Source organism: Beijerinckiaceae bacterium (genome assembly GCA_004564215.1).
In the GTDB taxonomy this organism is placed as follows: domain Bacteria; phylum Pseudomonadota; class Alphaproteobacteria; order Rhizobiales; family Beijerinckiaceae; genus Methylocapsa.
In genome coordinates this window covers 2,771,639-2,797,915 of sequence record CP024846.1, presented here as the reverse complement: position 1 = coordinate 2,797,915, position 26,277 = coordinate 2,771,639, and the positions used below count along the sequence as shown (strand labels likewise).

Below are 26,277 nucleotides of genomic sequence, written 5' to 3'. Positions count from 1 at the left end.
GCAGGGGCCCTTCGTCGGCCGGCGCCTGACTTTGAAGGTTCCGCGCTTTGCCAATCCCAGGCGGGAGTATTCGGATGCGCGTGGCGATCGTCCACTATTGGCTGGTCTCCATGCGAGGGGGCGAGAAAGTCCTCGAATCGCTGTGCGAGCTGTTCCCGGACGCGGATATTTTTACCCACGTCTACGATCCTGACATGATTTCCGAGACGATACGGAAGCACAGGATCATTCCGACCTTCATCAATTCGCTGCCTCGCGCCCGGCGCTTTTACAAGCGTTATCTTCCCTTGATGCCGATCGCACTCGAGCAAATCGATTTGCGCGGTTACGACCTGATCATCAGCAGCGAATCCGGGCCGGCCAAGGGGATCATACCGCCCGCCAGCGCGGTCCATGTCTGCTATTGCCATTCGCCGATGCGTTACATTTGGAACATGTTCCATGATTACCGCGAGCGCGCGGGCCTCCTGACCCGGCTTCTCATGCCGCCGCTCTGCCACTACCTGCGCAGTTGGGATGCTGTGGCCTCGATGCGGGTCGATCATTTCATCGCCAATTCGCAGACCGTCGCCGCCCGCATCGAAAAATACTACCGGCGGGATGCGACCGTGATCCATCCGCCCGTCAGCGTCGACCTGTTCGAAAGCGTTCCGGCGGAGGACGTCGAGGATTATTACCTCTTCGCCGGCGAACTCGTTTCCTATAAGAGGCCGGACCTTGCCGTCCAAGCCTTCAACACGATGGGTCGTCGTCTGATCGTCATCGGCGGCGGGGAGATGCTTGACGCGATCCGCAATATGGCTGGGCCCACGGTCAAAGTGTTGGGACCACAGCCGTTCAGCATTTTGCGTCACCATTATGCGCACTGCCGCGCACTTGTATTCCCGGGCGAAGAAGACTTTGGGATCATCCCGGTCGAAGTCATGGCCAGCGGCCGGCCGGTGATCGCCTATGACCGTGGCGGCGTGACCGAAACGGTGACGGCCGGCGTGACGGGTTGGTTTTTTCAGGAGCAGTCCGCGGCCGCGATCCAGCGCGCCGTTCGCGAATTCGAGACAATGCATTTCGACCCCCGCGAAATCAAACTGCAAGCCAAGAAATTCGCTACAAACCGGTTCAAATCCGAGTTCATCCAATTCCTCGAAACCAAGATCGGCTACGAGCGCTTCCTGAACCTTCCGCGCGAGTTTACACACGGCGGCGTGGAATCCGTCTCGCCGAAAGCCGCCGAGCCTCATTGCGCGTGAGGCAGCAAGAATGGGCGAGCGCTCTTCTGAGCGCCCGATCCTCGCTGCAGCGAAAATATTTAGCCTCCCACGGATTCTGCGCGCACGAAAGCAATTGCGCCGCGAAGTTTCTTACGTGCAGGCGCTACAATTTCACGTAGAGCTACATTTACAAATACATAGCTTCGTAGCCGTTTGTTAAATAGAATATAATCCTGAAATTTCTTTGTATAAGAGGAGCAATACTATCCAGCCGACACTGGTTTTTATTTATAAAAATTACAAAGTGGCTTTTTTATTGATCCCTAGACGTAGAAATAGATATAAGCGGCATCGAATTTGCGTGAGACTTCGCTCCGACTTTATCTCCGGTCAAGGCCCGGCGATTGGGTGACAAATGCCGATGGCTTCCTGTCGTGATTTCCAATGACCAGACGTTTCAGTTTAAGTGATCGTTCGTGTTCCAAGAGTGCGTTTGAAAGCTCGGGTGGCCAGTCGCCGCGACGCGATGCCGGCTGCAACCCGAGGGTTTTCGTGCGCCTTGCGACTTGCCTCAATCTTACATCAAATGTCGGCACTACAGCTCCTGGGCGATATTCGCGGGAGTTTGACGCGCGGTCGCGCCCTATCACAATTCGCCGAAGTCGACCCGACTTTGCACGCCCAACAACCGAGCCTCCGGCCCCAACCCGCGTGGCCATCGGAGGAATGGGGAAGAAGGACCGAAAAATGATCAGTAACAAAAATGAGTTCAGGCAGGAACCTCGCCCGCTGAGGAGCAGGATCGCAACGCTTTTCTCGGCCGCCGCCTTATGTGCAATTCTCGGCAACGCCGCCGCACTGGCGCAGACATCGGCGGCGCCTCAAGTGGCAGCGCCGCCGATGCTGGATGCCGCGGTCCCAACTCCCGAGCCGGCCTCGCCCGCCCAGGCCTCGCCCGTACAAAGCGAGCCGGGTCCGATCGCTCAGCCTGCGACCGCGCCCGAGCCGGTCATGGAGGAAACCAGACATTTGCCGCGCGCAAATGGTTTGCCGCCCTCCATCCTGCCGCAGGACCTCTCGCCCTGGGGGATGTTTCTCAATGCCGTGCTGACCGTCAAGATCGTGATGGTCGGGCTTGCCATCGCGTCTCTCGTGACCTGGACGGTGATGTTCGCGAAGATCGTTGAACTCTGGTACGCGAAGCGCTCGGCGCGGCGTGGCCTTGAGATCCTTGCCCATGCGCCCAGCCTGCATCGGGCTGAAAAGGAATTCGGACAAACGAAATCTCCCGTGGGCCGCCTCGTCGCCGCCGCTGTCGGAGAAGCCGACCGTTCCGAGGGGCTTGCTTCGGAGGGCATCAAGGACCGCGCGGCGACCTTGCTGTCCCGCATCGAGGCACAGGGCGCGCGCGCGATTTCACGGGAAATGGGAATTCTCGCGACGATCGGCGCCGTGGCGCCGTTCGTGGGTCTGTTTGGAACGGTCTGGGGCATCATGGACAGTTTCATCGGCATTTCGAAGAGCAACACGACCAATCTCGCCGTGGTGGCGCCGGGTATCGCCGAAGCCTTGTTGGCCACGGCCATGGGCCTTCTAGCCGCTATTCCCGCGGTCGTGCTCTACAATGCCTTTGCACGCGCCATTACAGGCTACCGCGCACAACTCGGCGATGCGGCGGCGGAAGTGCTTCGCCATCTGTCACGCGATCTCGACCGAGAGGCGCTGCCGCAACACGAAGGTGCTCCGGTCGTCCCGATGCGCCAATCGGCGGAGTGAAGTCAGATGGCTATTCGGCTTTCCCTTCAAGAGGACACGATCGAAGAAACCCATGAGATCAATGTCACGCCGTTCATCGACGTCATTCTCGTTCTCCTGATCATCTTCATGGTGGCCGCCCCCCTCTCCACCGTCGACGTCAATGTCGATCTCCCGGCCTCCACCGCCCAACCCGTGCCGCGCCCGGAGAAGCCGCTTTTCGTCACGGTGAAATCGGACCTCTCCCTTGCGCTCGGCGAAGCCACCGTCAGCCGGGACGGCCTGACAGCTGCGCTCGATGCGGCGACGCAAGCCGACAAGGAGCAGCGCGTCTTCGTTCGAGCCGACCGTGTCGTCGCCTATGGCGAAATCATGGAACTCATGAATCTCCTGCGTGCCGGCGGTTATCTCAAGATCGGCCTCGTCGCGTTGGAAGCGGGTCCACCTGGCAGCGCCGCAAGTGCCGGCCAACCCACTCCAACTCCTCCGGAGATCCAGCCGGGGACGAAACCATGACGGTTGCCAGAACAGTTCTGCCTGCGGGAAACGAGCCCTTTTTGCGGCGGTGGATGATCGCCGCCGTCGCCGTCGTTCTCATCCACGCGGCAGTCGTGTTTTTGTTTCTGTATTTGCATGAGCCGAACACGTCCGCGGGACAACCGCCGGCAGCCTTGATGATCGAGCTTGCGCCGCTGGCCGTCGCTCCGGCGGCCGATGCACCGACGGAGGTCGAGCCGGGTCCGCAAATGACATTGGCCGAGCCGGAAGAAGTCGAACCGGAGCAAACCATAGCGGTTCAGGAGTTGCCTAAGGCGCCAAAGCCGGACGCTGTTTTGATCACAGCGCCGAAACCCAAGCCGAAGCCGGTAAAAAAAGTCGCGAAGAAAGTGCCCAAGCCTGATCACGAGCCGCCGGCGCCCCGCACGACGGCGCCAACCCGCAGTGCGTCCGCGCAAGCGCACACGGCAGCAGCGCCAAGGCAGGGCTCCGCCGGTTCCGCGGCCTCGAACGCGACTTGGCGCAATCAAGTCTATGCGCATCTCGTTCGCCACAAGCCCGGTACGTCAAGCGCGGATGGCAGCGGAACCGCCTCGCTCTCCTTTACGATCAGCCGCAGCGGGAGCGTGATTGCGACGCGGCTGGCTGGAAGCGCCGGGTCTGCGGTTCTGGATCACAAGGCGCTTGAAATGGTCCATCGGGCGAATCCGTTCCCGCCGCCGCCGCCAGAAGTTGGTGGTGGCTCCTTCACCTTTAGCGTTCCGGTCCACTTCAGCGCCAGATAGCGGCGAGAACCGCAGCGATTCGCGCGCGCTCTGCCTTGCGGTATTGCGGGCGGAGGGTGCTATCGAAGTTTCGATGGCCCCAGAGCGCCTGCGTCTTTGAGCCCTAAAATTTTACTTTTGTAGGAAAACCAAAGATAGTCGCGCTCGTTTTACGCTGCATATTTTAGCGTGGGCCACGCAAAACGGAGAAAATTCATGATCGACCGTCGCCTCGTAATGGCTGGACTTTCGGCCTGCTGCCTCACGCTGGCAATTGCCCCGCTCCTGACAAGGCCAGCTGCCTTTGCCGCGTCCTCCGCGATGGCGGCTTTGGACAAGGACAATGACAAGACGCTCGATCTCGCCGAAGCGAAAGCCGCCGCGGGACTTGTCTTCGACAAGCTCGAAAAGGACAGCGACTCGACGCTTGACGTCAAGGAGCTCCGCAAGCGCCTGTCCAAGAAGGAACTCAAGGCCGCGGATCCCGACAATGACGCAACCTTGACCAAGGACGAATATCTCGCCTTGGTTGAAAAGCTCTTTGCCGCTGCCGACCCCGACAAGGATGGGACAGTTGATTCCAAGGAACTTCACTCCAAAGCCGGCCGCGCGCTGCTTCGCTTGATCCAAGAATAGTTCGCGCAATTTCGGAGGGCTCAACAAGGCGGGAGCGAATCCATAGCGAAAGTGCCGGCCAACTCAGGCACAAGCGGCGGTCCCGCCCCCCTTTCGGCTCGTAATGTCCCGCGCAAAACCCGTCATGCGCTTGCGCGGTGCTCAATAGGACCTATGTAAAAGAGATCCGCCCCCTTCCAATGGACCGGTCATGCCCTCCAAGCTCGAACAACTCAAAACAATGACGGTGGTCGTCGCCGACACAGGCGACATCGACGCAATTCGCCGTTTCGAACCTGTCGACGCCACGACAAATCCGACATTGATTCTCAAAGCCGCGAACATGCCGCATTACGCCCATCTTTTGGATGAGGCGGTGCTTTGGGGACGGAGCCATAGCCATCTCACGAGCGAGATTACCGAGCGGCTGGCCATTAAATTCGGCGTGGAACTGGCCAAGATCGTGCCGGGCCGTGTGTCAACCGAAGTCGACGCGGATTTGTCGTTCGACATCGACGGAACCGTCATCAAAGCGCGCTCGATCATCGCGGAATATGAAAAACTCGGCCTGAGCCGGGACCGGATTTTGATCAAGATCGCCGGGACGTGGGAAGGCATAAGGGCAGCGGAAATCCTCCAGAACGAGGGTATCGACTGCAATATGACCTTGATCTTCTCACTCACGCAGGCGGCGGCCTGTGCGGATGCCGGAGCCTTTCTGATCTCCCCCTTCGTGGGGCGGATTCTGGATTGGTACACCAAGACGGAGGGCAAGATTTACACGGCGGAAAACGATCCGGGCGTGCGCTCCGTAGGGGAAATCTACAGCTATTTCAAAGCCCATGACATCAAGACGGTGATCATGGGCGCGTCGTTTCGCAACAAGGGCGAAATCGAGGCCCTCGCCGGCTGCGACCGTCTGACCATTTCGCCGCAATTGATGGAAGAACTCGCCAAGGATTCTGGCAATCTGCCACGCGCGCTCGAACCGAAGTCGGCGGCGCAGCATGCCCCTGCGCTTCTGTCGCTCGACGAAAAGACCTTCCGCTTCATGCTGAACGAGGATGCCATGGCAACGGAGAAGCTCTCCGAAGGGATCCGCGTTTTCGCCCGAGATATGCGAGCCCTTCGTGAGCTGGTCTCAAAACGCCTGCTTGAGGCTGCCTAGCGGCACGCGTTTTTTGCGAACGCCAGCCTCGCTGGCGTTACGCTTCCTTGGTCTTTTGCGTAAAGACCTGCCGGCCGCGATACATTCCCGTCTTCAGATCGACGTGATGCGGCCGCCGCAATTCGCCGGAATCCTTATCTTCCACATAGGTCGGTGCCTTGAGAGCATCCGCTGAGCGGCGAAACCCGCGCTTCATCGGGGATGTTTTGCGTTTCGGAACGGCCATGTCACTGTCTCGATACTAGGGTTATGCAGGCACGAAGCCTAATAAATTAAGAGTTGGTGCCTCTTACAATGAAATCCTGGACTTGACCATCCTAAAATGCTCAGACGACCGCGGAGGGATGCAAGATACTGATTATTCAACGCATTCGGCCAGCGTCTCGGCGCTGTGGGCGCGCGCCACGATCCGCGCGGCAAGCCCGGCATGTCGGCGGCTCGGCCGTGCGGAATTGCGGCGCGAGGGAGCCGGTAGGGCGGTCGCGAGGAGCGCCGCTTCCCGCGCATCCAGCCGATCCGCACTTTTATTGAAATAGTGCCGCGCCGCCGCTTCGGCGCCAAAAATACCGTCGCCCCATTCGGCCACATTGAGATAGACCTCCAAAATGCGTCGCTTCGGCCACTCCACTCCGATCAGCAGCGCAAGAGGGATTTCCACCCCTTTGCGGAGATAGGATCGGGACGGCCAGAGAAAGAGATTTTTTGCAGTCTGCATGGCGATGGTGGATGCGCCGCGCGTCGGGCCTTCGCCGTCGGCCTCGTCAATCACCTCGCGCAGCGCGCCCCAATCGACTCCGCTGTGTCGGCAAAAACGCGCGTCCTCCGAGACGATGACGGCGACCTGCAGAAATTCGGAAATCCGATCTAGCGGAACATAGCGGCGGTCGACCGGTTCGCCTTGCAGCCAGCGCGCGAGCATCAGCGTCGAAATCGGGGGCACAAACCGATAAAGGAGGGTTAAACCAGCCGCGATAACTGCTAGGGCCAAGCCTGCTATCAGGAGAAATCTGATGATATTGGCCAATAAACCGCGGCGACGGGACTTTGATGCCATGCCCGAGCCTTGACCGATCACGCCCAATCGGGCAAGCCGAACCTCGGCTTTGTTGCCATTTTGGCGGCACGGCGCAGCCCTTGATGTCCGGTTTTTCCAAACGGCGATCGACCAACCGATCCACTCGGACTTCGGGAGTTTGGATGCAACGAGGAAAACAGCACGATGGCGAGACGATGAGCGGTCGCACGCATGTAAGCGAATTCGAGGCAAGGCTGACGGAAATTGCCGATGCGACGGAGCATATGCTCGATTCGCTATTGAGCCCTCGCACCCTGCCGGGTGAAACGGCGCGGCCCGCGCGATTTCTCGAAGCCATGCGCTACGCCAGTCTCGGCGGCGGCAAAAGGCTGCGGCCCTTTCTCATGATCGAGACCGCCCGTCTGCTGGGCGTCGAAGGAGCCGGTGTCTTGCGTGCGGCGGCCGCGCTCGAAATGATTCATTGCTATTCGCTCGTGCATGATGACCTTCCGGCTCTCGACAATGACGATCTGCGCCGGGGACGGCCCACAACCCATAAAGCCTTCGACGAAGCCACTGCTATTCTTGTCGGCGACGGTCTTCTGACCTATGCCTTCGACGTGACGGCGGATGAGGCAACCCATCCCGATCCAGCGGTTCGCATCGAACTCGTCCTCGCTTTGGCGCGCGCGGCCGGTCTTGGCGGCATGATCGGCGGCCAAGTTCTCGATCTTGAAGCTGAACAAGCGGTCGAGCCGCACCGCGCCGACGAAGTCATCAAGCTTCAATCGATGAAGACCGGCGCGCTTTTGCACTATGCGGTTGAAGGCGGTGCCATTCTGGCGCGCGCCCCAACGGCCGCGCGCGCCGCCCTCTCCGCCTATGGACTGGCTCTTGGCGCCGCCTTCCAGGTCGCCGATGACATCCTCGATGTGGAGGCGGACGAACTGGCCCTCGGCAAGCGCGCCGGAAAAGATGCCGAACGCAATAAGGCGACCTTGGTGGCCGCGCTCGGCCTCGACGCGGCGCGGCAACGCCGTGACAGCCTCGTGGCATCCGCGATCGCCGCTCTCGACGCCCTCCCCTCAGGTGCCGACACCGGCATTCTGAAAGAGGCGGCGCGCTTTGTCGCGGCACGGCATCATTAGAGACCGCCGACTTTAAAAGGTCATTCTTAGGGTCTCATAGTCATCTTAATGACCCGCCGTAGGATCGAGTTTTCAACAGCTCCGGGCCACGAGAAGGATTCCGCTCGGCGTAATGACAGAGTCATAATAGGTCGTCTTTGTATATTTTTTGTCTATTTCATGAGGGATTTCCGCCATGGGCATCGATATTTTGGTGCATGCCGGCTCCGACGAGGCGTTCATCGCATGGAGTTCTGAATTCATTCCGGATTGCCGTGGCTTCGTCCTGCGGCGGCGCGTCAAGCGCGGCCCGGGGAGTGCCCCGAGTCCGAACACGCTGACGGCCCCCGATCCTGAGGGTTTCGTCGAAGAAATCGTGGCGAGCTGGGTCGGCTTCGCGGATGGGCCGGATGTTCCAGAAGGAACAAGGGAACCCACGACGATTTGGCCGATCCAGAAATATTTGTGGTCGGATTTTGCGGTCAATGCGGGCGACGTCGTATCCTATCAGGTCGGTGCGATGGTCGGACCCCGGAACGCCCTGCGGGAAGAAACAGGGCTTGCGTCGCCGTGGAGCCCCGATGTCGGCATCGGCGCGATGACTGAAGGCAGAATGTCCTGCTTCTTCAACCGGGGGATCGTCGCGAGCCAATGGTTGGCGCGGCTTCTGCCATCCGATCCGGATCCGAAAAAAGATTCAACCGCAAAGGGTGAAAAGCTCACCGAGATCATCGCCACACCGGGAGACACCGTCCGCAATTTTCTCGCAGGTCCCTTGCGGGAGAAGCTCGTCAGTTTGCTCGATGACGCCAAGTCTTCGAAGGGACACGTCTATGCGGCCTTGTTCGAACTTGGCGATCCCGAGCTGATCCCCCTTCTCAAGCTGCTCCGCAAGCGCGCGCATATTGTGCTCGGCAATGGAAGCGTCAAGAAGAAGGGCGACGACGAGAACGCCGATGCGCGCCAAGAGCTCGCCGAGGTCTGCGATGTCCGCGATCGCTTTTCGGCGCCGCGCGCGCTCGCACATAATAAGTTCCTGATCATCTGCGACGCCGACAAGAATCCGCTGGCCGTCTGGACGGGAAGCACCAATTGGACGGTGACGGGGCTCTGCACTCAGGCGAACAACGGGCTTGTCATCGAAAATCCGGCCGTTGCAAGCGCCTATCTCGATCAGTGGAAGGCGATTGCCAAGGCGGCCGACGATACGCCTCAGAGTCTAAAGGCGGAGAATGAAACCCCGCACAAGATAGCCCGCGCGAAGGGCCTGACATTATGGTTCACGCCGATGACGGAACCCAACGATCTCGAACAGGCGGGCGAACTGATCGCCAATGCGAAAAACGGCATCCTCTTCCTGATGTTCAATCCAGGACCGCGCGGGACGCTGCTGAACGACATCATCGAACTCGCCGCGCCCTCGAGCCAAAATTTCAATCCCGATCTTTATATCCAGGGAGTCGTCAACCAAAATCCCGGGACAGCCAAGAATCCCGTGACCCTCTTCAACCGGGGCGACCGGATCGAGGCCAATGCCGACGTGGTTCTCCCCGCCGCCATCAACGAGCGGCTGAAATTTTGGACCAAGGAACTCCTGAAACTGCCGACCGCCCATGCGATGGTCCATAGCAAGGTCATCGTCATCGACCCCTTTGGCGAGCGTCCCGTGCTCATGACCGGCTCCCATAACATGGGGCCAAGGGCGAGCGGCGTGAACGACGAAAATTTCGTCATCATCGAAGGCAATGGAGAACTTGCCTCCGAATACGCGACCAAGATCATGGAAATCTACAATCAATACCGCTGGCGCGCCTCGCGGCAAACCGCGCCGGAAGCCCAGCGCTGGTCCGGCCTCGCCGACAATGACGCATGGCAAATCGGTGCGCCTGGCGCCGACGCCAAGACCCAAAGTTACGATAAGCGCCGTCTACGCGAACTCGCATTCTGGTTCGGCAAGAGCTGAAGCCGCGTTAGCAGGCGATTCGCAGAATGGGTTGAAGCTGGACAAGCTTTTGAGGGGCGCCTATCTTCGCCCCGCAGCGGCGACCAGCGTGCCTCGCAGATGAGGGGGCGAGCCGACCGGCCTATCCTTGATCACGGTTGCCAGACAAGCCTTGATGAAACCTCTCGTTCCATACCTCGTCGTGCGAGGCCATCCGCGTCTCTTTTTGGGCTTGGTGGTCGGCTTTCTGGCGTTTTATTTCCTGCCGGCTCAATCCCAACTTTCAGCCAGACTGTTGATCGGTTGGAATGCCGGAACCTGGTTCTACTTTATTGCCTCCAGCATCATGATCGCCCGTGCTTCGCCCGAATCGATAAAGCGGCGGGCGAAGCAGACCGATGAGGGAAGGTTTTTCATTCTCGTGTTCACGAGCCTTGCCGCGCTTGCCAGCATCGCAGCCATCGTCGCCCAGCTCGCCGCGGTCAGGGAGCTCCATGGGTTGAGCAAGAGCCTGCACGTGGGGCTCGCTGCGGCGACGATCGTCAGCGCGTGGCTGTTCATCCATCTGACCTTCGCCTTGCACTACGCCCATGATTATTTCGACGAAATTGAAACGGAGCCCGGCAAACCCCCGGCCGAGCGCGGTGGTCTGAGGTTCCCTGGAACCCCGGATCCCGACTATTATGATTTCCTGTATTTCTCTTATGTGATCGGCGTGGCCTGTCAGACCGCCGACGTCGATATTACCTCGTCGCCGATGCGGCGCACCGCGCTTGTTCATTGCGTGCTTGCGTTTTTCTTCAATAGCGCGGTCCTGGCCCTTACCATCAATATCGCCGCGGGACTCATTTAAAGCCTGGGGCCAATTAACCAGGGTAGCCTCATGTCCTGCGGGTTTGCGCCTCGGCCGTTTTCATCTGCTGCTCATTGGGAAAGTTCGCAATCCTGACCCGTTCGCTCAAGCCCGGCGCCAGGAATCCGAACACTCGGCCGTAGAAATCGAGCTCCAGTTCGAGCACGTGACGCAATGTTTCGGCTTTGCGGAAGCCGTGGCCCTCCCCGGCGAAAGCATAATAGGCAACCGGCAAGCCCTTCGCCGTCATGGCGTCGACCATGGTCCGTGCCTGGTTGGGCGGCACGGTCTTATCATCCTCGCCCTGAAAAAAAATGACGGGGCAGGAGAGCCGATCGATATGATGGATCGGTGATCGTTCGGCATAGAGGTCTCGCGCCTGCGGCAAGGGGCCGATCAGCCGGTCGAGATAGCGCGACTCAAACTTATGAGTGTCCGTCGCCAGTAACATCAGATCGCCAACCCCATAAAAGCTGGCGCCGGCTTTGAAGAGATGGAGCGAGGTCAGTGCGACAAGGGTGGTGAAGCCCCCGGCGCTGCCGCCACGAATAACCAAGCGCGCTCCATCGACGAGCCCACGTTCGACAAGATGAGTCGCGGCGGCGGCGCAGTCCTCGACATCGACGATGCCCCATTTTCCATCGAGACGGCGGCGATAGGCGCGGCCAAAGCCGGTTGAACCGCCATAATTGACATCGACGACGCCAAAGCCACGGGTGGTCCACCATTGGATCGCCAGCGAAAAACTGTTTGTCGTCATGCTGGTCGGGCCGCCGTGCGACAAGACAATCAGCGGCGGCCGATCCGCCTCGGGACCTCTGTGATCGAGATTTTTTGGGGGATACCAAAACGCATGCCCAAGGCCGCGGGGCGTCATGAACGAGATCGGCTCACCGATCGAAATCGCTTCCTTGGGCAGGACATCGGGCGCGGCCCTGCGCAGGACGATGGCCTCCCCGCCATCAAGCCTCGGCAGCAGGTCGACCGAGGGCGCTGCGTCCGAGCGGGCAGCAACAAAACCGAGACCCTCGCCGATCACGCGCGGACAGTCCGCGACCTGGCCAATCTCGAGCGGCTCGATTTGCCCTTCCGCAATCACGGCGGCGGTACGGATCCCCTCGCGCACAATCGCCACGACAATCCGTCCGTCAGGCAAAAAATCATAATAGCGCTGCCGGAACACCCAATGCGGGCCGCCGATCTCGGCTTCCACCGGCGCCAAGGCTTCAACCTCAGTGCCCCGCAAGCGATAAGGATTCCACCAGCCGGTGCGGTCGGAACAAAAATGCAGGACGCCCGCCGTGGACCATTGAGGTTGCACGATGGATTCGGGCGTTTCACCCGCCACGAGCCGCGGGGCCTGAACCAGACCCTCCTGGGAGAAATCGCCAACAAAAAGCTGGGTCCGGTCCCAAGGCATGTCGGGATGCGTCCAGGCGATCCAGGCGAGCCGCTCAGAGTCGGGAGAAAGGCGTGGCGAGCTGAGAAAATCCGGGCCTTCGACCAACACCCTCTCGCTTCCCTCGAGATCGAGCGGCAGCGCGACGATCGCCGCTTTTGGATCGGTCGGCGGTCTTTGACGATGGTCCTCCCGTACCGCAAGCACGCGCTTGCGTGTCAGGTCGAGTTCGAAATCGGCGTAGCGGCACCCGTCCGGCGTTGCGATCTTGCGGGGTGTGGCACCGGGTTCAATATACCAGACGGTGCCCTCGGAGCGGTCGGAGAAGACGATGTGGCCCTGCCCCGCCACATAGGCGCCGCCGCCATATTCATGGACCCGGCTGCCGACATCGAAGGGCGAGGGAGTGAGCTCGTCGATCTGGCCGTCGGCCCGCCGCCGGCACAGTACGAAACGCCCTTTTTCATTCGGCCGGGATTCGAGCCAGTAAAGATCGTCCGCATCGACGCTCAGGGCGCCGAGCCCGACGACGGACTTGGTCATAAGTTCGACGCTGACCGGCGAGGCCCAGGCCCCGTAGGGGGCGGTCACCTCGGTCATCGGTGACCCGAATGCCGGCGCTCGGCGCGCCGACAGCGATGGGCGTGAGAATGAAGAATCTGTTGCACGGCTCATTCTGCGCTGTGGAAACGCGCAAGCCAAGCCCGCGATTTTTCAGTGGGGCGTTGAGGGCCGGACAGAAGAAGCCGCCGGCCCAAAACCATGGCCTAGGCGGAAACCTTGCGGCATTCTTCCGCGCATGCCTTGCACGCTTCGCCACAGGCTTTGCATTCCGCAATTTTCGGGAACTTGTCGCATTCCTTTTGGCAGTCGGTGCAAATCATTTCCACGACCTTGGCAAAATGGCCAGTGTGCTCGGAATTGACCGCCGCCAAAGTTTGCAGCGCGTTACACGCGGCGATGAGCTGAACGACCGATTCGGCGCAGCCGGCCATGCTCGTGTCCTTCATCGCATACATGCCCAGGCAGTGCCGCAGACAATCGTTGCCCGTTGCGACGCACTTCGAGGATGATTCCTCAAGAGCTTTAAACTTAGGCGGATGCATGTTGGACTCTTCGGCCTGGGCAAAGGCCTGTGAAGCCGAGGCGACCGCTGCGACGGTTCCGGCGGCTGCGATGAATTCACGACGATCCATGATGTTCTCCTTCTTAAGCGCGCCGGCGACCCCAAATGTCCCGAGATTTAACGCCCGCGCGGCCATAGAAGATATAGAGCGCTCACGGCCTGCTTTCTACATAACTGTGAAGGTTCTTTTTTCTGTTCGATGGTTTCTCTATAATTTTTATCAACAATATTGCTGGGAGCTCAGGCAGCCGCCTTTTGATAATCCTTGATGTCCGAAAAAATAATTTCCGGCCATCGCTCCTGCTCATATCTGAGGTCGAACGCCGAGGCCGCCAAAAAAACCGGCGAACCGTCCAAATCGCGAGCCATGGACGATGGATGCGCGTGAATGAATTTGTCGCACTCGGCCGGAATCTTCGCGGCGATCCAGCGGGCCGATTCAAACCGGCTCGTCTCAAAACTGACCCCCAGGCCATATTCGGCCTCAAGCCGCTCGGCCAGGACATCGAGCTGCAGGGCGCCCACTACTCCGGCGATTGCGCCGGAGCCGTCATTCGGCAGGAACAGCTGGACCACGCCCTCCTCTGCCATTTGGCCGAGAGCTTCGCGCAATTTCTTTGCTTTCATGGCATCGCCGATTTTGACCCGCCGAAGAATTTCCGGCGCGAAACTTGGCACGCCCCGAAACACAAGTTCCTCCCCCTCGGTCAATGTGTCGCCGATCCGCAACGTCCCGTGGTTGGGGATGCCGACGACATCGCCGGCATAGGCTTCCTCGGCAAGCTGCCGATCCTGGGCGAAGAAAAATTGCGGCGAATTGAGCGCGATATTTTTGCCGGTGCGCACGAGCCTAGCCTTCATGCCGCGCGTCAATTTGCCTGAGCATACCCGCATGAAAGCGATCCGGTCGCGATGATTGGGGTCCATGTTTGCCTGAATCTTGAACACGAAGCCTGTCATCTTCGGTTCCCGTGCATCGACGCTACGCGATGACGCCTCCAGCCCATGCGGCGGCGGTGCAAAATCCCTGAGCGCCTCGATGAGATCCCCGACACCGAAATTTCGCAAGGCGCTGCCGAAAAAAACGGGGGTGAGATGGCCTTGCAAAAACGACTGGCGGTCGAATCGCTTTAGTCCCTCGCGGGCGAGTTCGATCTCCTCGCGGATGGACGCAAGATCGGTCTCTCCGAGGAGGCTCGCAAGGAAGGGATCGCCAGGGCCGCTGACCGATACCGGCTCGCTATCGCGATCGAGCCGACGCACCACGTTGCGCTGCAAATCATAGGTGCCGACAAAGCCGCGGCCCCGCCCCAGCGGCCAGGTGATGGGCGCGACATCCAGCGCGAGCGTTTGCTCGATTTCGTCCAGAAGTTCAAAAGGGTCCCGCGTCTCGCGGTCGAGCTTGTTGATGAAGGTCAGGATCGGAATATCGCGCAGGCGACACACTTCGAACAGCTTGCGCGTCCGCGCTTCGATGCCTTTTGCCGCGTCGATCACCATGATGGCGGAGTCGACCGCCGTCAGCGTGCGATAAGTGTCTTCGGAGAAGTCCTCGTGCCCCGGCGTATCCAGAAGATTATAGACGCAATCGCCATATTCGAACGTCATCACCGAGGTGACGACGGAGATCCCGCGCTCGCGTTCGATCCCCATCCAATCGGAGCGGGTCTGGCGCCGGTTCGCTTTGGCGCGGACCTCGCCGGCAAGCGTAATCGCGCCGCCGAAAAGCAATAGCTTCTCAGTGAGCGTGGTCTTCCCCGCGTCGGGATGCGAGATGATGGCGAAGGTTCGCCGCCGGGCGACCGGATCGAGCGTGCTCATGCCGATGCTTCGCCGTGAGCCATCGGGAAAATAAAATGCACTACGCGCAGCCCCGTCTTTTTCATTCGGCGGCCGAACGCGACTCGGGAGAGCGCCGCTCCGCAAGCACATCTTCCAGCTGCGCCGGGCGCTTCTCCTTGTTGTGATTGCGCGCGATCAGCGTGTAGACCGCTGGCGTTACGAAGAGCGTGAAAATCGTGCCGATACTCATGCCCCCGGCGATCACAATCCCGATCGCGAAGCGGCTTTGCGCGCCGGCACCCTCGGCAAAAATCAAGGGGATCATGCCGACCACCATCGCCGCCGTGGTCATGAGGATCGGACGCAACCGCACCGAGGCCGCATGTTCGATGGCTTCACGGCGAGCAAACCCTTCGTGTTCCTGCAGCCTGTTGGCAAATTCGACCATCAGGATTCCATGCTTCGAAATGAGGCCGATCAGGGTGACGAGGCCGATCTGCGAATAGATGTTCATGCTGGCCATGCCGACGACCCCAAGGAGGTTCAGGGGCAAAAGCGCGCCGAACATCGATGTCGGAAGAGCGATCAGAATAATTAAAGGGTCACGAAAGCTTTCGAATTGTGCCGCGAGCACCAGAAATATCACGATGAGCGCAAAGATGAATGTGATAAGCAGCGTATTGCCTTCGTGAACAAACTGCCGGCTTTCACCCTGGAAATCGACGCTATAGCCCTGCGGCAGAAGTTCCTTGGCTTTCTGCTGCAAAAAATCGATGGCTTCGCCGAGCGTGCGTCCAGGATATGGCACGCCTTGCAAGGTGGCCGAGTTCAATTGCTGAAAAGTCGGCAATCCATTCGGCTGCACGCTTGTCGACACGCTCGCAACCGTCGAAAGCGAAACCAGCGAACCGGAACTGGTGCGCACCTGATAGCGAGTGAGCCAATCGGGCGTCAGCCTGAACTCGCGCGGCGCCTGTGGAATGACCTGATAACTGCGGCCGTGCAGGCTGAATCGGTTCACATAATTGCCACCGAGCAACGTCGCGAGCGAGGTGCCTATATCCATCATGCTGATACCGAGCCGATTGGCTTTATCGGCGTCGATCTTGAAATCGATCTGCGGCAGATCGAATTTGAGATCGCTATCGGTGAAGATAAACAGCCCACTTTCGCGCGCGGCTTTTTCGACCTCCGCCATGACATTCACGAGCTGCTGGTAGTCCGCAATCGTCCGAATCACGAATTGCAGCGGAGGACCCCCGGTCGAACCCGGCAGCGGTGGAGGCCCAAAGGCGAGGACCTGAGCTCCGGTCACATCGGCGAACTTTGGCTGGAGAGATTCCATGATCTCCTTTTGACTGCGCTTGCGCTCACCCCACGGCTGCAGGATAAGACCGCCAAAGCCTTGATGCACGCTTCCTTCGCCATTGATGAGAAACACGTGATCCTTTTCGGGAATGCCGTCGGCGGCTTTTCCGACTTGCGCCGTTGCCCTCTCCATATAATCGAGGTTGGCGTATTGCGGAGTCTTGATCAAAGCGAAAATCGCTCCTTGATCCTCCTGCGGCGCCAGCTCCTTGGGCGTGGTGATGAACAACAAGGCCGTGATCGCCAAAATCCCGACGAGGATTAGCACAGTCAGGGCGCGAAAATTCAGCGTCTTGTGAAGCCGCCGTTGATAACGCAGCCGCAGCCGTTCAAACATCCGGTCGAGGAAAGCGGCAAAGCCGCGCCCTCCCGGCTGCGGCGGCTTCAGGAGGAGGGAACACATCATCGGCGACAAGGTGAGGGCGACGATGCCCGAAACGATGACCGAGCCCGCAAGGGTGAAAGCAAATTCCCGAAACAAGGCGCCAGTCAGACCGGAAACAAAGCCGATTGGTGCATAGACGGCAGCAAGCGTGATCGTCATCGAGATCACCGGCCCGGTGATCTCGCGTGCACCCTGCAAAGCCGCCTCGACCGGCTTCATTCCCTCTTCCATGTGCCGGTAGATATTTTCGACCACCACGATAGCGTCGTCCACCACAAGCCCGATCGCCAGGACGAGCGCGAGCAGGGTCAATAGATTTATCGAATAGCCCAGCACATAAAGAACGATCATCACCCCGACGAGCGACAGCGGGATCGTCACGATCGGGATGATCGTCGAGCGCAAATTGCCGAGGAACAAAAAGATCACCACGACAACAATCAGCGCGGCCTCGAGAAGGGTTTTCTCGACCTCGTAGATGGAAGCCCGAATGAATTTCGTTGCATCATAGGCAATCGAGGCATCGAGGCCAGCGGGAAGCTGCGATTGAATTTCGGGAAAGGCCTTGCGAACCTCGTCGATGACATCGAGCGGGTTGGCCGTGGGCGTGGGATAGATGCCGACAAAGACGGCCTTCAGTCCGTCGAATGTCGATGAGGAATCGACCGACTGTGGGCCGAGCTCGATGTCGGCAATATCGCCCAGCCGTATCAACGCATCGTTGCGCGCTGCGATGACCAATTGTCCGAAGGCCCGGGCGGAATTGAGCGACGTCTCGGCGTTGATGGTTGTCTGGACGAAGTCGCCCTTGATCTGTCCGGGGGCGCTGGTGAAATTATTAGCAGCCAACGCGAGCGAAACATCCGAGGGGGTCACGCCCCGCGCGGCCATTCGATTGGGGTTGAGCCAAACCCGCATCGCAAAGGTCTGACCTCCAAGGATCTGGGCGTTGGCGACGCCGTCGATCGTCTGCAGCTTTGGCTGCACCACCCGGTTCAAATAGTCGGTAATTTGCGAGGGGTTCAGGGTCTTCGAGTTGAACGACATATAAAGAACGGCCGTCGATTCGCCGGTCTGTTTGACGACCACCGGATCGAACGCTTCGCGCGGGAGAACATATTTGACCTGATTTATTTTCGATAAAACATCCGCGACCGCGCGGTCGGCGTTGGCGTTGAGAAGAAGATTGAGCGTGATCGTCGAGGCGTTTTGCTGCGAGTTCGATACCAGCGTGTCGATGCCCTCGGCACTCGCCACCGCCTGCGCGATGGGCGTTGTAATGAACCCCTTGATCACATCCGCATTGGCGCCTGGATAGGCCGTCGTGATGGTGATGGTGGTCGAAGCCAGCTCCGGAAATTGGCGGACCTGCAGCTTGAACCCGCATTGGAGTCCCACCAGGAGCAACAAAAGGCTCACGACGCTGGCAAGGACCGGCCGCCGGATAAAGATATCTGTAAAGGACATGCTTTATTCCTTCGGCCGCACCGCGGGCGGTTCGATATGCGCGGACGGGTCAACGCGCACGGGCGCTCCCGATTCAAGTTTGAGCTGGCCCTCGGTCACGACAATTTCGCCGGAGGCGACGCCCTCAAGGATGGCGACGCGGTCATCTCTTGTTTCACCGACGCGCACCGAGCGGCGCTCGGTTTTCATGCGCACGTCGTGGTTGGCGGGAGCCGCCTGGGCGCCGCCACCCTCCGGTGCCATCGGCTTCACGACGAAAACACTATCGCCGTAGAGCGAGTAACTCACCGCAGTCCGCGGCAGAGTCACCACCTGAGTGGGCGTTCCCGCGACGACGCTGACATTGGCAAACATGCCCGGCAATAATTGTCTTTTTTTGTTGTCGAGCTGAGCCCGCACCCAGACATTGCGGCTTTCCTGCGCGATTCGCGCATCAATCGTCTTGATCGTGCCTTCAAACGTCTTGCCCGGATAGGCATCGACTACGACGTCAACCGTCTGACCGGGTTTCAGCATATCCAGCGATTTTTCCGGAATGGGAAAGTCGACGAAAATGGGGTCCAACTGCTGCAAGGTAATAAGGGGGGTTCCAGGCGATACATATTGGCCGAGATCGAGCTTGCGAATGCCGATTTTGCCGGCAAAGGGGGCGGTCAGCATTTTCTGCGCGATGATGGCGCGGACCCGTTCGACCGCCGCTTCGGCCGAATCCCGCGCGGCCTCGGCAGAATCGAAATTGGCCTTGGCGGTATTCCCGCCCTGAATCAGCTGACGCTGGCGTTCCAGCACAAGATTAGTGTTCTTCAGGACCGCAAGATTGTTCCTAAGATCGGCTTGCTCGACCGAATTATCGATATCGAACAGGGGAGCTCCCTTTTCGACCTCCTGCCCCGACTCAACACGCACCGATACGATCACACCGCCAATCTGAGGCGCAATGTCGACGCCTTGATAGGCTCTGAACGTGCCGATTGCCGGCAGATGCGGCGCCCAGGTTTCGATTCGTGCCGTATCCACCGACACCGAAGGAGCCGGAGGCGCAGCTTGACTTATGAACGACTTGATCATTCCCGGCTTGATGACGAATTGAAAATAGCCAAGGCCGACACCAAGGGTTGCCAGGAACGCAAGTACGACAATGAAAATGACGATTCGCTTCACGTGATGGACCGATGTGGTTATGAAACTAACTGGACTTCGACTGTAGCGGTCTAGGTATCGGAATCCACGAATTCGCGCGCGGCTCTTACAGCCGCAAACTCCCAAAGAGTATATAAGAATCGATGCCTGCTTTTAGAAAGCTTCTTAAGTCGCTTTAGCTTTGGACAATTTTCATCATTCTCGTGACGGCAAGCCCGGCCAAAGGCACCTGGGCCACGTGCATAATCCTAATTGGCCAGCTCATCAACAGGCTGTGCTTCACTCCAAACCGGACAAGCCGGCGAAACTACGGCGAAGGCGCCGCCAGGGCCTTTCAACTCTACGTGTTCAGGCAAAAAAAAGCTGCCGGAAAGGCAGCGATTTCGAAGGCAGGACTCGACGGCTTCTAATGGCCGTGGGTCCATTTCGGATTCGTGGAGGCATCAACGCTTGATGCTGTTGACCGCCTTGCGGCCAGCGTCTTTGAGATCGCCGGCTGATTGACGCGCGGAGCCGGCCATTTTGTCGGCCTTTCCTTCCGCCTGCATCTTTTTGTTGCCGGTCAGCGCCCCGGCCGCATCCTTAATGCTTCCCTTGGCCTTCTGGGCTGCGCCCTTGATGTGTTCTTTGTCCATGTCGGACTCCTTGCGGGGTTACACGCCGGCGTTGAACTGCAAAGTGGCAGCATGGTTCCGCGTAATACCTAAGGCGAGTCTTCGCCTCCGGTTGCCGCCGGCACGTCTCGATTGGCACGGACCTCGCTCAATATCGCCTGCGCCGCGGGAAGCGTGAACAATGTCTCGACAGGCGCGCTCAACTTGCGGCGCCAATTCGGCCGCTCATGGTCGGTTCCGGGCATGTTGACGGCAACCGTTTCCATGACGAGATCGTCAGCCTGAACTAAAGCAAGCAGGGCGTTCGAGCGAGCCACGAAACCATGCACAGCGGCGGAAGTTGTGGCGGTGAGCTGAGCTTCGAGGAGCGCCGCATCCCTGGAGGTTGGAGCGGCCACGGCTTGCATCAGCGCCCTCTTCTCGGCGTCGCGTACGACGGAAGCCGCGCTCGCATCGGGCAGCAGGCCAAGGTGCGCCGCCTCCGCCAAATCCGCTCCCTGCCACCAGCCGGCCAGCGTCGGCAAATCATGCGTTGCGACGCAGGCGGCGGCTAAACGAGGATAATGGTGAGGCGGAAAAAATTTCTCCCCCTCTCGCTCGAAACGCATCACGCAGTAGGAAAGAACTTGAACTGCGCTGAGTTCTTCGCGGAGACCTTCCGGCACTGTGCCAAGGGCCTCCCCAACCACCGCCGTTTGCGCCCGCTGGCTTTCCAGCATGAGGTGTCCGACAAGATCGTCGAACGGATAGGCAAGATAGGCCCCATCGGCAGCCGTCGCCCCCTGCGGCACGAGGAAAAGTCGTTTGAGCCCGAGAATATGGTCAATTCTCAAGACGCCCGCATAGGTCATGTTCGCGGCAATCAGGCGGCCGAATGACTCGAAGCCATCGCGCGCAAGCGCCCGCGGATCGTAAGGCGGGAGAGCCCACACTTGCCCATTGGGTCCAAGCGAATCCGGCGGCGCGCCAATCGAGACCCCTTGCATCAAACGTTCCGCTTCCGCCCATGCCTCCGCTCCGTCCGGTGCGCAGCCAACCGCAAGATCGCGAAAAAACCCGAGTTTAAGCCCGCACTCTCGGGCTCTGTCCGCGGCGGTTGCAAATTGGCGGTCGGCCAGCCATTGAAGAAAGATCGCGCGCGAGACAGCTTCTTCATGAACGGCCGCGAAGGCCGCCACGCCATGACTGCGTGGCGTCTTGAGAGAGTCCGGGAATTTTTCGAGCGTGCCACCGACGCTCGCCTCGATCGCCGCGAAGATTGCGAAATTGCGCAGCGTCTCGCTCCCGGCATCGACGAACGCGGTGTACTCAGCGACGAGCGGATCCTGCGGATGATGATGCGATAGGTCGCGGAACGCCTCGTGCAGAACTCTAAATATGCGGCCTTTGAGCGCTGCGGCGGCGCGATAGTCGACCAATGGCCGTGCCGAAAGCTGCGCTGCTTGCGGTCCGGCCTCCGCAATTGCCGCGGCTAGTTTTTCCGTCCTCAGGGCTGGTGGCAGATCGAACGCGTCGATGGCGAGCGGATCGAGAAAGCGCCGGTCCGATGGATGATAGGGGCTCGCACGATCCGGATCGCTCGCGAACAAGGCGTGCAGGGGATTGAGCCCGACAGTGACAGCCCCTGCGGCCGCAGCCTCTTCGGCGAGGAGTCGCAGCGTTGTGAAATCGCCCAATCCCTGGTCGCCGGCGGGCTGGTCGCCCGGGCCAATGCTTGCTTGCCGCCTTAAGGCATAAAGCTGCGCCGCGATCCCGAAAGATTTGGTGCCCGCGGCGAGCGTTGCGGGCAGATAGGCAGCATCGGGCACAACCGCGAGATGGCCAGGAGCTTCCGGAGCCTCCTCCGCCCATATTCTATATCTTCCAAGCGGTAGGCTCGGCAGCGCCACCTCACGGATCGTCGCCCTGCGCCCATCGGCGGCAATCGTTTCGCTCCGCCACCCGTCGCCCGCGGCAATCTCGATTCGCCGCGCGGCACGGTCCTCATCGGCGATCGTCAGCACGACGGGTCGATCTCGGGCAAGTTGCCCGCCCAGCCGAATCGTCCTGGCTCCATTTTGGCGGAACGTCGTTGCAACCGGAACCGGTCGGAGTTCGCGGTCCTGTGCAAGTAAAGCGAGGCCTGCGCGAACGTCCGCCGTGGAGGTCGCGGGCAAGCCAAGCGCGGCGAGCAATGAAAGCTTCGTATCCACCGGAACTTGGTGAAGCTTGCCGTGGACATCGAACCATTGCGACGCAATGCCGGCAGCCGTCGCGAGGCCGTCGAGGACATGGTCGGCAACGCCGCGCGTTCCGCGTTTTTCTTTGCTGGCCTCCTGCTCGACGAGGATCGACGCAGACCGCGGGGAAAGACGAAAACATTCGGTGTCGACTTCATAGGGCGCCTGGTTCGGCCGGGCGGAATCGATCGCAACGCTCCAGCCGCGATTCTCGCGCGATCCAGGCACGCTGACCTCGACAGCGCCGTCGCTCGCATTCAAGAGCACGGCGGCTCGGCTCGGACCGAGCCCGCCAGCGGCGTCCGCTTCGCCCGGGTCGTAAAACACGGCGACAATCGTCCGCGTGCCTTGATCCTCCCAATCCCGCGTCGCAAAGGGCCGGCCTTCGGCGGTCAGCCATTCCACATCGGGACAGCCGGTGTCATCGACGGGCGCACCTGTCAACGTCGCCTCGGCCTTGAGCGCGCCGACCGACCGGCGCAGATGGACAAGTTTGGCAACGAAATCGATGCGGGAAGATTCGGCGCCGGCCCAATCGATCCAGGCGAGTTCATTGTCCTGAGCGTAGGCGTTGTTGTTACCTTCTTGCGAGCGGCCGAGTTCATCGCCCATGCTCAGCATCGGCGTCCCGCGCGCGGCAAGGAGCGTGACGAGGAGAGCCCGGACGTCGCCGGCGCGCCGCTCGGCCACTCCGGCGTCGAGGGTCGGACCCTCAATGCCGCAGTTCCAGGAAAGATTGTCATTCGTGCCGTCGCGATTGCCTTCGCCATTGGCGTCGTTGCGCTTGTTTGTGAAGGCAACGAGATCGGCCAGCGAAAAGCCGTCATGCGAGGTCACAAAATTGATCGACCTGGACAGCGGCCGATGGCGCGGCGCAAATATATCCGCCGATCCGGCAAGCCGTGTCGCGAGCGGGCCCATCATGCCGGCATCGCCGCGCCAGAAACGCCGGAAAGTATCACGCGACTTGTCGTTCCATTCGCCAAAGCCGGCCGGAAAGGCTCCAAGCTGATAACCCCCGGGGCCAATGTCCCAAGGTTCGGCAATATGAATGAGATCCTTCAGCCAGGGATCCTGCCCGATGGATGCAAGCAACGGATGGCCGGGATCAAACCCGCCTTCCTGACGGCCCAGCACCGAGGCAAGATCATGGCGGAAGCCGTCGATGCCAGCGCGAATGGCCGCGGTGCGCAAAGCGTCGAGCGCCAAGCGCATCACTTGCGGGCGCTCCAGCGCTGGCACATTGCCGCAGCCGGCATCATTGACATAAAGGGCGCGATTGTCTCTGCGGAGCCGATAGAAGCCGACATTGTCGAGTCCGCGCTGCGATAAGGTCGGGCCCAGTTCGTCGCTTTCGCCGGTATGGTTCAACACAATGTCGAGGATGACGGCGATGCCGGCCGCGTGCAGCGCATCCACCGCCTGGCGTATCTCGGCCCACCCCCCCGGCGCAAGGCGCGGATCGGGAGCGAGCATGGCAATCGGATTGTAGCCCCAATAATTCGTCAGGCCCAACCGAGGAAGATGCCGCTCGTCGATCCAGGCGGCGATCGGCAGAAGCTCGACTGCGGTGATTTCAAGCCGCGTCAGATAGTCGATCGAGGCCGGATGCGCGAGTCCGGCAAAAGTTCCCCGGATTGCTTCGGGAATCTCCTCGCGCAATTTGGTGAAGCCGCGAACATGCATTTCATAAATGATGAGATCACGCCATTCGACGCTCGGCTGGCGGGGTGGCGCAAAGGGCAAAGGAGATTCTACAATCGCCTTGGAGACAAAGGGCGCGCTGTCGGTATCATCGGTCATGGCGCCGTGAATGCGGGCGTCGAACATGGACGAGTCAAGATTTAACGCGCGATCGAGTCGCGTCGCAAAGGGATCGACCAGCAATTTCGCCGGATTGAACCGATGCCCCGACGCAGGGTTCCACGGGCCTTGAGCGCGCAGGCCATAGCGGGCGCCCGCGCCAACGCCCTCGATGTGCCCATGGAATACGTCGCCGGTCCGTCCGGGAAGCAAGAGGCGCGCGGTCTCCCGATCGCTCGGATCGAACAGCGAAACAAAAATCGCCTCCGCGCTGGAGGAAAAGACCGCGACATTGACGCCGGAGCCATCGCAGACAGCCCCGAGCGGTTCAGGTCGACCGGCCGTGATGCGGGGCGACGCCATCGGTCCGCTGCCGCCGCTCAGGTGATCACGCTCGGCTCGAGGCGGCCCGTGTAATGAGCGATACGGGCAATCTCGCGCGAGGCGGCGATCAGATCGGAGAGCGCTATTTCGGTGTCCTCGTTTTGCCGGGCCGGATCGGGTTCGAACCGTTCGATATAGACCCTGAGCGTCGCGCCAAGGGTGCCGGTGCCGGAAAGCCGATAAACGATCCGGCTGCCGTCGGCAAAATGCAGACGAATCCCTTGATGCTTCGAGTCGGAGCCGTCGACCGGATCGTGATAGGCAAAGTCATCGGCCTCGACGAGTTCGGCACCGTGATAAAGCGTTCCAGGCAATGTTGCCAATTGCTCGCGAAGGGCCGCAATCAGCGCTTCGGCTCCCTTCGCATCGACCTCTTCATAATCGTGTCTGGCGTAATAATTCCGCCCATGCTCCGCCCAGTGCTTGGCAACGATGGCCGCCACGCTCTCTCCCCGCACGGCCAGAATATTGAGCCAAAGCAGGATCGCCCAAAGCCCGTCCTTCTCACGGACGTGATTCGAGCCGGTGCCGGCGCTCTCCTCGCCACAGATCGTCGCCATTCCGGCGTCGAGAAGATTGCCGAAGAACTTCCATCCCGTGGGCGTCTCGAAAAACGGCACGCCGAGCTTCTCGGCAACCCGGTCCGCCGCCCGGCTTGTCGGCATCGAGCGGGCAATGCCAACGACGCCGCCGGCATAGCCAGGGGCGAGATGTGCATTCGCAGCCAGGATTGCGAGGCTGTCCGAGGGCGTGACAAATCTACCCCGGCCGATGATGAGATTGCGATCGCCGTCGCCGTCCGAAGCCGCGCAAAGATCGGGACCCTCGGGCGACATCGCGAGGTCGAACAAATGTCTCGCATTGACGAGATTGGGATCGGGATGGTGGCCGCCGAAGGCCGGGAGAGGCGTCCCATTCAACACCGAGTCCGCGGGAGCCCCTAACAAATCGACGAAGATCCGTTTTGCATAAGGTCCTGTCACCGCCGACATCGCATCGAAACGCAGGCGAAAACCTGCTTTGAATAGAGTTTTGATCCGCGCAAAATCGAACAGCTGCTGCATCAGCAGGACGTAATCGGCGACGGGATCGATCACCTCGATTTCGGTGTTGCCGAGAGTCACCTTTCCAAGCGCATCGATATCGACGTCTGGCGCCACAACGATCTTATATTGCGTGATGATCTTGGAGCGCGCGAACATCGCCTCGGTGAGCTTTTCAGGCGCCGGGCCACCGTTTCCCGCATTATATTTGATTCCGAAATCGCCATCCGGCCCACCCGCATTATGGCTGGCGCTAAGAATGATGCCGCCGAAAGCAGCGTATTTTCGAATGAGATTTGAAGCCGCGGGGGTAGACAGGATCCCGCTTTGCCCGAGCAGGATCCTGCCGCAGCCATTCGCGGCTGCCATCTTCAAGACGATCTGAATCGCTTCGCGATTGAAGAACCGACCATCGCCGCCCACGACGAGCGTCGAGCCTGCAAACCCGTCGAGACAATCGATGATCGATTGCACAAAATTTTCCAGATAATGCGGCTTCTGAAAGACCTTGACCTTCTTTCGCAGGCCCGAGGTTCCAGGCTTCTGGTCGTCAAACGGCGTGGTGGGGCAGGTTTCGATCATGCGCAATTCCACTTCAAGAA

Annotated in this window: 20 protein-coding genes; 10 read left to right on the top strand and 10 right to left on the bottom strand. The window is 60.0% G+C overall.

Annotated elements, in window-relative coordinates; all coding sequences use genetic code 11:
- Positions 1-74: 74 nt before the first annotated feature.
- The 6 genes from CU048_13295 to tal all read left to right on the top strand — a co-directional run bounded on the left by CU048_13295 (position 75) and on the right by tal (position 6,008).
- The gene (locus CU048_13295) at positions 75-1,247 is read left to right on the top strand and encodes a glycosyl transferase (protein QBR72080.1); all 1,173 of its coding nucleotides are present in this window, start codon (positions 75-77) and stop codon (positions 1,245-1,247) included.
- Between the two features lie 708 nt (positions 1,248-1,955).
- Positions 1,956-2,984, top strand: coding sequence for a tonB-system energizer ExbB (gene exbB / locus CU048_13290; protein QBR72931.1), 1,029 nt, complete (start codon positions 1,956-1,958; stop codon positions 2,982-2,984).
- 6 nt (positions 2,985-2,990) lie between these two features.
- Positions 2,991-3,479 carry a TonB system transport protein ExbD gene (gene exbD, locus CU048_13285; GenBank protein ID QBR72079.1) on the top strand — a complete coding sequence of 163 codons (489 nt, stop codon included), beginning with the start codon at positions 2,991-2,993 and terminating at the stop codon, positions 3,477-3,479.
- Positions 3,476-4,246, top strand: coding sequence for an energy transducer TonB (locus tag CU048_13280; GenBank protein QBR72078.1), 771 nt, complete (start codon positions 3,476-3,478; stop codon positions 4,244-4,246). Before exbD ends, CU048_13280 begins: the two co-directional genes overlap by 4 nt.
- Before the next feature lie 195 nt (positions 4,247-4,441).
- Positions 4,442-4,861, top strand: a complete 420-nt coding sequence (locus CU048_13275) for a hypothetical protein (protein ID QBR72077.1) — start codon at positions 4,442-4,444, stop codon at positions 4,859-4,861.
- A gap of 190 nt (positions 4,862-5,051) precedes the next feature.
- Positions 5,052-6,008 (top strand): transaldolase, encoded by a 957-nt coding sequence (gene tal / locus CU048_13270; GenBank protein QBR72076.1) that lies wholly within the window; start codon positions 5,052-5,054, stop codon positions 6,006-6,008.
- A gap of 37 nt (positions 6,009-6,045) precedes the next feature.
- On the opposite strand, the gene CU048_13265 is transcribed toward tal, so the two are convergent.
- Together CU048_13265 and CU048_13260 are read right to left on the bottom strand one after the other, a co-directional pair.
- The gene (locus CU048_13265) at positions 6,046-6,234 is read right to left on the bottom strand and encodes a 50S ribosomal protein L32 (GenBank protein ID QBR72075.1); all 189 of its coding nucleotides are present in this window, start codon (positions 6,232-6,234) and stop codon (positions 6,046-6,048) included.
- Between the two features lie 132 nt (positions 6,235-6,366).
- Complete coding sequence (locus tag CU048_13260; protein QBR72930.1) at positions 6,367-7,062, bottom strand: monofunctional biosynthetic peptidoglycan transglycosylase; 696 nt, start codon at positions 7,060-7,062, stop codon at positions 6,367-6,369.
- Between the two features lie 176 nt (positions 7,063-7,238).
- On the opposite strand from CU048_13260, the gene CU048_13255 reads away from it, so the two are divergent.
- From CU048_13255 to CU048_13245, 3 genes are all read left to right on the top strand, one after another.
- Positions 7,239-8,171: a geranylgeranyl pyrophosphate synthase gene (locus CU048_13255; GenBank protein ID QBR72074.1), complete on the top strand. Its 933-nt coding sequence runs from the start codon at positions 7,239-7,241 to the stop codon at positions 8,169-8,171.
- A gap of 175 nt (positions 8,172-8,346) precedes the next feature.
- Entirely contained in the window at positions 8,347-10,113 is a 1,767-nt protein-coding gene (locus CU048_13250; GenBank protein QBR72073.1) for a hypothetical protein, read from the top strand.
- 154 nt (positions 10,114-10,267) lie between these two features.
- Positions 10,268-10,945: a DUF1345 domain-containing protein gene (locus tag CU048_13245; protein ID QBR72072.1), complete on the top strand. Its 678-nt coding sequence runs from the start codon at positions 10,268-10,270 to the stop codon at positions 10,943-10,945.
- 28 nt (positions 10,946-10,973) lie between these two features.
- On the opposite strand, the gene CU048_13240 is transcribed toward CU048_13245, so the two are convergent.
- The 5 genes from CU048_13240 to CU048_13220 all read right to left on the bottom strand — a co-directional run bounded on the left by CU048_13240 (position 10,974) and on the right by CU048_13220 (position 19,633).
- Entirely contained in the window at positions 10,974-12,944 is a 1,971-nt protein-coding gene (locus tag CU048_13240) for a S9 family peptidase (GenBank protein QBR72071.1), read from the bottom strand.
- Between the two features lie 167 nt (positions 12,945-13,111).
- Complete coding sequence (locus CU048_13235) at positions 13,112-13,540, bottom strand: hypothetical protein (protein ID QBR72929.1); 429 nt, start codon at positions 13,538-13,540, stop codon at positions 13,112-13,114.
- 170 nt (positions 13,541-13,710) lie between these two features.
- Positions 13,711-15,291 carry a peptide chain release factor 3 gene (locus CU048_13230; GenBank protein QBR72070.1) on the bottom strand — a complete coding sequence of 527 codons (1,581 nt, stop codon included), beginning with the start codon at positions 15,289-15,291 and terminating at the stop codon, positions 13,711-13,713.
- Positions 15,292-15,352: 61 nt separating this feature from the next.
- Entirely contained in the window at positions 15,353-18,472 is a 3,120-nt protein-coding gene (locus CU048_13225; protein QBR72069.1) for a multidrug efflux protein, read from the bottom strand.
- Between the two features lie 3 nt (positions 18,473-18,475).
- Positions 18,476-19,633 carry an efflux transporter periplasmic adaptor subunit gene (locus CU048_13220; GenBank protein QBR72068.1) on the bottom strand — a complete coding sequence of 386 codons (1,158 nt, stop codon included), beginning with the start codon at positions 19,631-19,633 and terminating at the stop codon, positions 18,476-18,478.
- 182 nt (positions 19,634-19,815) lie between these two features.
- Between CU048_13220 and CU048_13215 the strand changes: the two genes are divergently transcribed.
- Complete coding sequence (locus CU048_13215) at positions 19,816-20,022, top strand: hypothetical protein (GenBank protein QBR72067.1); 207 nt, start codon at positions 19,816-19,818, stop codon at positions 20,020-20,022.
- 33 nt (positions 20,023-20,055) lie between these two features.
- Here CU048_13215 and CU048_13210 read toward each other — a convergent pair whose 3' ends face one another.
- The 3 genes from CU048_13210 to CU048_13200 all read right to left on the bottom strand — a co-directional run bounded on the left by CU048_13210 (position 20,056) and on the right by CU048_13200 (position 26,257).
- Entirely contained in the window at positions 20,056-20,247 is a 192-nt protein-coding gene (locus CU048_13210; protein QBR72066.1) for a CsbD family protein, read from the bottom strand.
- A gap of 68 nt (positions 20,248-20,315) precedes the next feature.
- On the bottom strand, positions 20,316-24,611 hold the full coding sequence (locus CU048_13205) for a 4-alpha-glucanotransferase (GenBank protein ID QBR72065.1): 4,296 nt from the start codon (positions 24,609-24,611) through the stop codon (positions 20,316-20,318).
- A 17-nt stretch (positions 24,612-24,628) separates the two neighbouring features.
- A complete protein-coding gene (locus CU048_13200) occupies positions 24,629-26,257 on the bottom strand; it encodes an alpha-D-glucose phosphate-specific phosphoglucomutase (GenBank protein ID QBR72064.1) in 1,629 nt (542 codons plus the stop codon).
- Between the last annotated feature and the right edge of the window lie 20 nt (positions 26,258-26,277).

Coding starts and splice junctions, on each gene's coding strand:
- CU048_13295 (QBR72080.1), top strand. CDS start 75: ATGCGCGTGGCGATCGTCCACTATTGGCTGGTCTCCATGCGAGGGGGC.
- exbB (QBR72931.1), top strand. CDS start 1,956: ATGATCAGTAACAAAAATGAGTTCAGGCAGGAACCTCGCCCGCTGAGG.
- exbD (QBR72079.1), top strand. CDS start 2,991: ATGGCTATTCGGCTTTCCCTTCAAGAGGACACGATCGAAGAAACCCAT.
- CU048_13280 (QBR72078.1), top strand. CDS start 3,476: ATGACGGTTGCCAGAACAGTTCTGCCTGCGGGAAACGAGCCCTTTTTG.
- CU048_13275 (QBR72077.1), top strand. CDS start 4,442: ATGATCGACCGTCGCCTCGTAATGGCTGGACTTTCGGCCTGCTGCCTC.
- tal (QBR72076.1), top strand. CDS start 5,052: ATGCCCTCCAAGCTCGAACAACTCAAAACAATGACGGTGGTCGTCGCC.
- CU048_13265 (QBR72075.1), bottom strand. CDS start 6,234: ATGGCCGTTCCGAAACGCAAAACATCCCCGATGAAGCGCGGGTTTCGC.
- CU048_13260 (QBR72930.1), bottom strand. CDS start 7,062: ATGGCATCAAAGTCCCGTCGCCGCGGTTTATTGGCCAATATCATCAGA.
- CU048_13255 (QBR72074.1), top strand. CDS start 7,239: ATGAGCGGTCGCACGCATGTAAGCGAATTCGAGGCAAGGCTGACGGAA.
- CU048_13250 (QBR72073.1), top strand. CDS start 8,347: ATGGGCATCGATATTTTGGTGCATGCCGGCTCCGACGAGGCGTTCATC.
- CU048_13245 (QBR72072.1), top strand. CDS start 10,268: ATGAAACCTCTCGTTCCATACCTCGTCGTGCGAGGCCATCCGCGTCTC.
- CU048_13240 (QBR72071.1), bottom strand. CDS start 12,944: ATGACCGAGGTGACCGCCCCCTACGGGGCCTGGGCCTCGCCGGTCAGC.
- CU048_13235 (QBR72929.1), bottom strand. CDS start 13,540: ATGGATCGTCGTGAATTCATCGCAGCCGCCGGAACCGTCGCAGCGGTC.
- CU048_13230 (QBR72070.1), bottom strand. CDS start 15,291: ATGAGCACGCTCGATCCGGTCGCCCGGCGGCGAACCTTCGCCATCATC.
- CU048_13225 (QBR72069.1), bottom strand. CDS start 18,472: ATGTCCTTTACAGATATCTTTATCCGGCGGCCGGTCCTTGCCAGCGTC.
- CU048_13210 (QBR72066.1), bottom strand. CDS start 20,247: ATGGACAAAGAACACATCAAGGGCGCAGCCCAGAAGGCCAAGGGAAGC.
- CU048_13205 (QBR72065.1), bottom strand. CDS start 24,611: ATGGCGTCGCCCCGCATCACGGCCGGTCGACCTGAACCGCTCGGGGCT.
- CU048_13200 (QBR72064.1), bottom strand. CDS start 26,257: ATGATCGAAACCTGCCCCACCACGCCGTTTGACGACCAGAAGCCTGGA.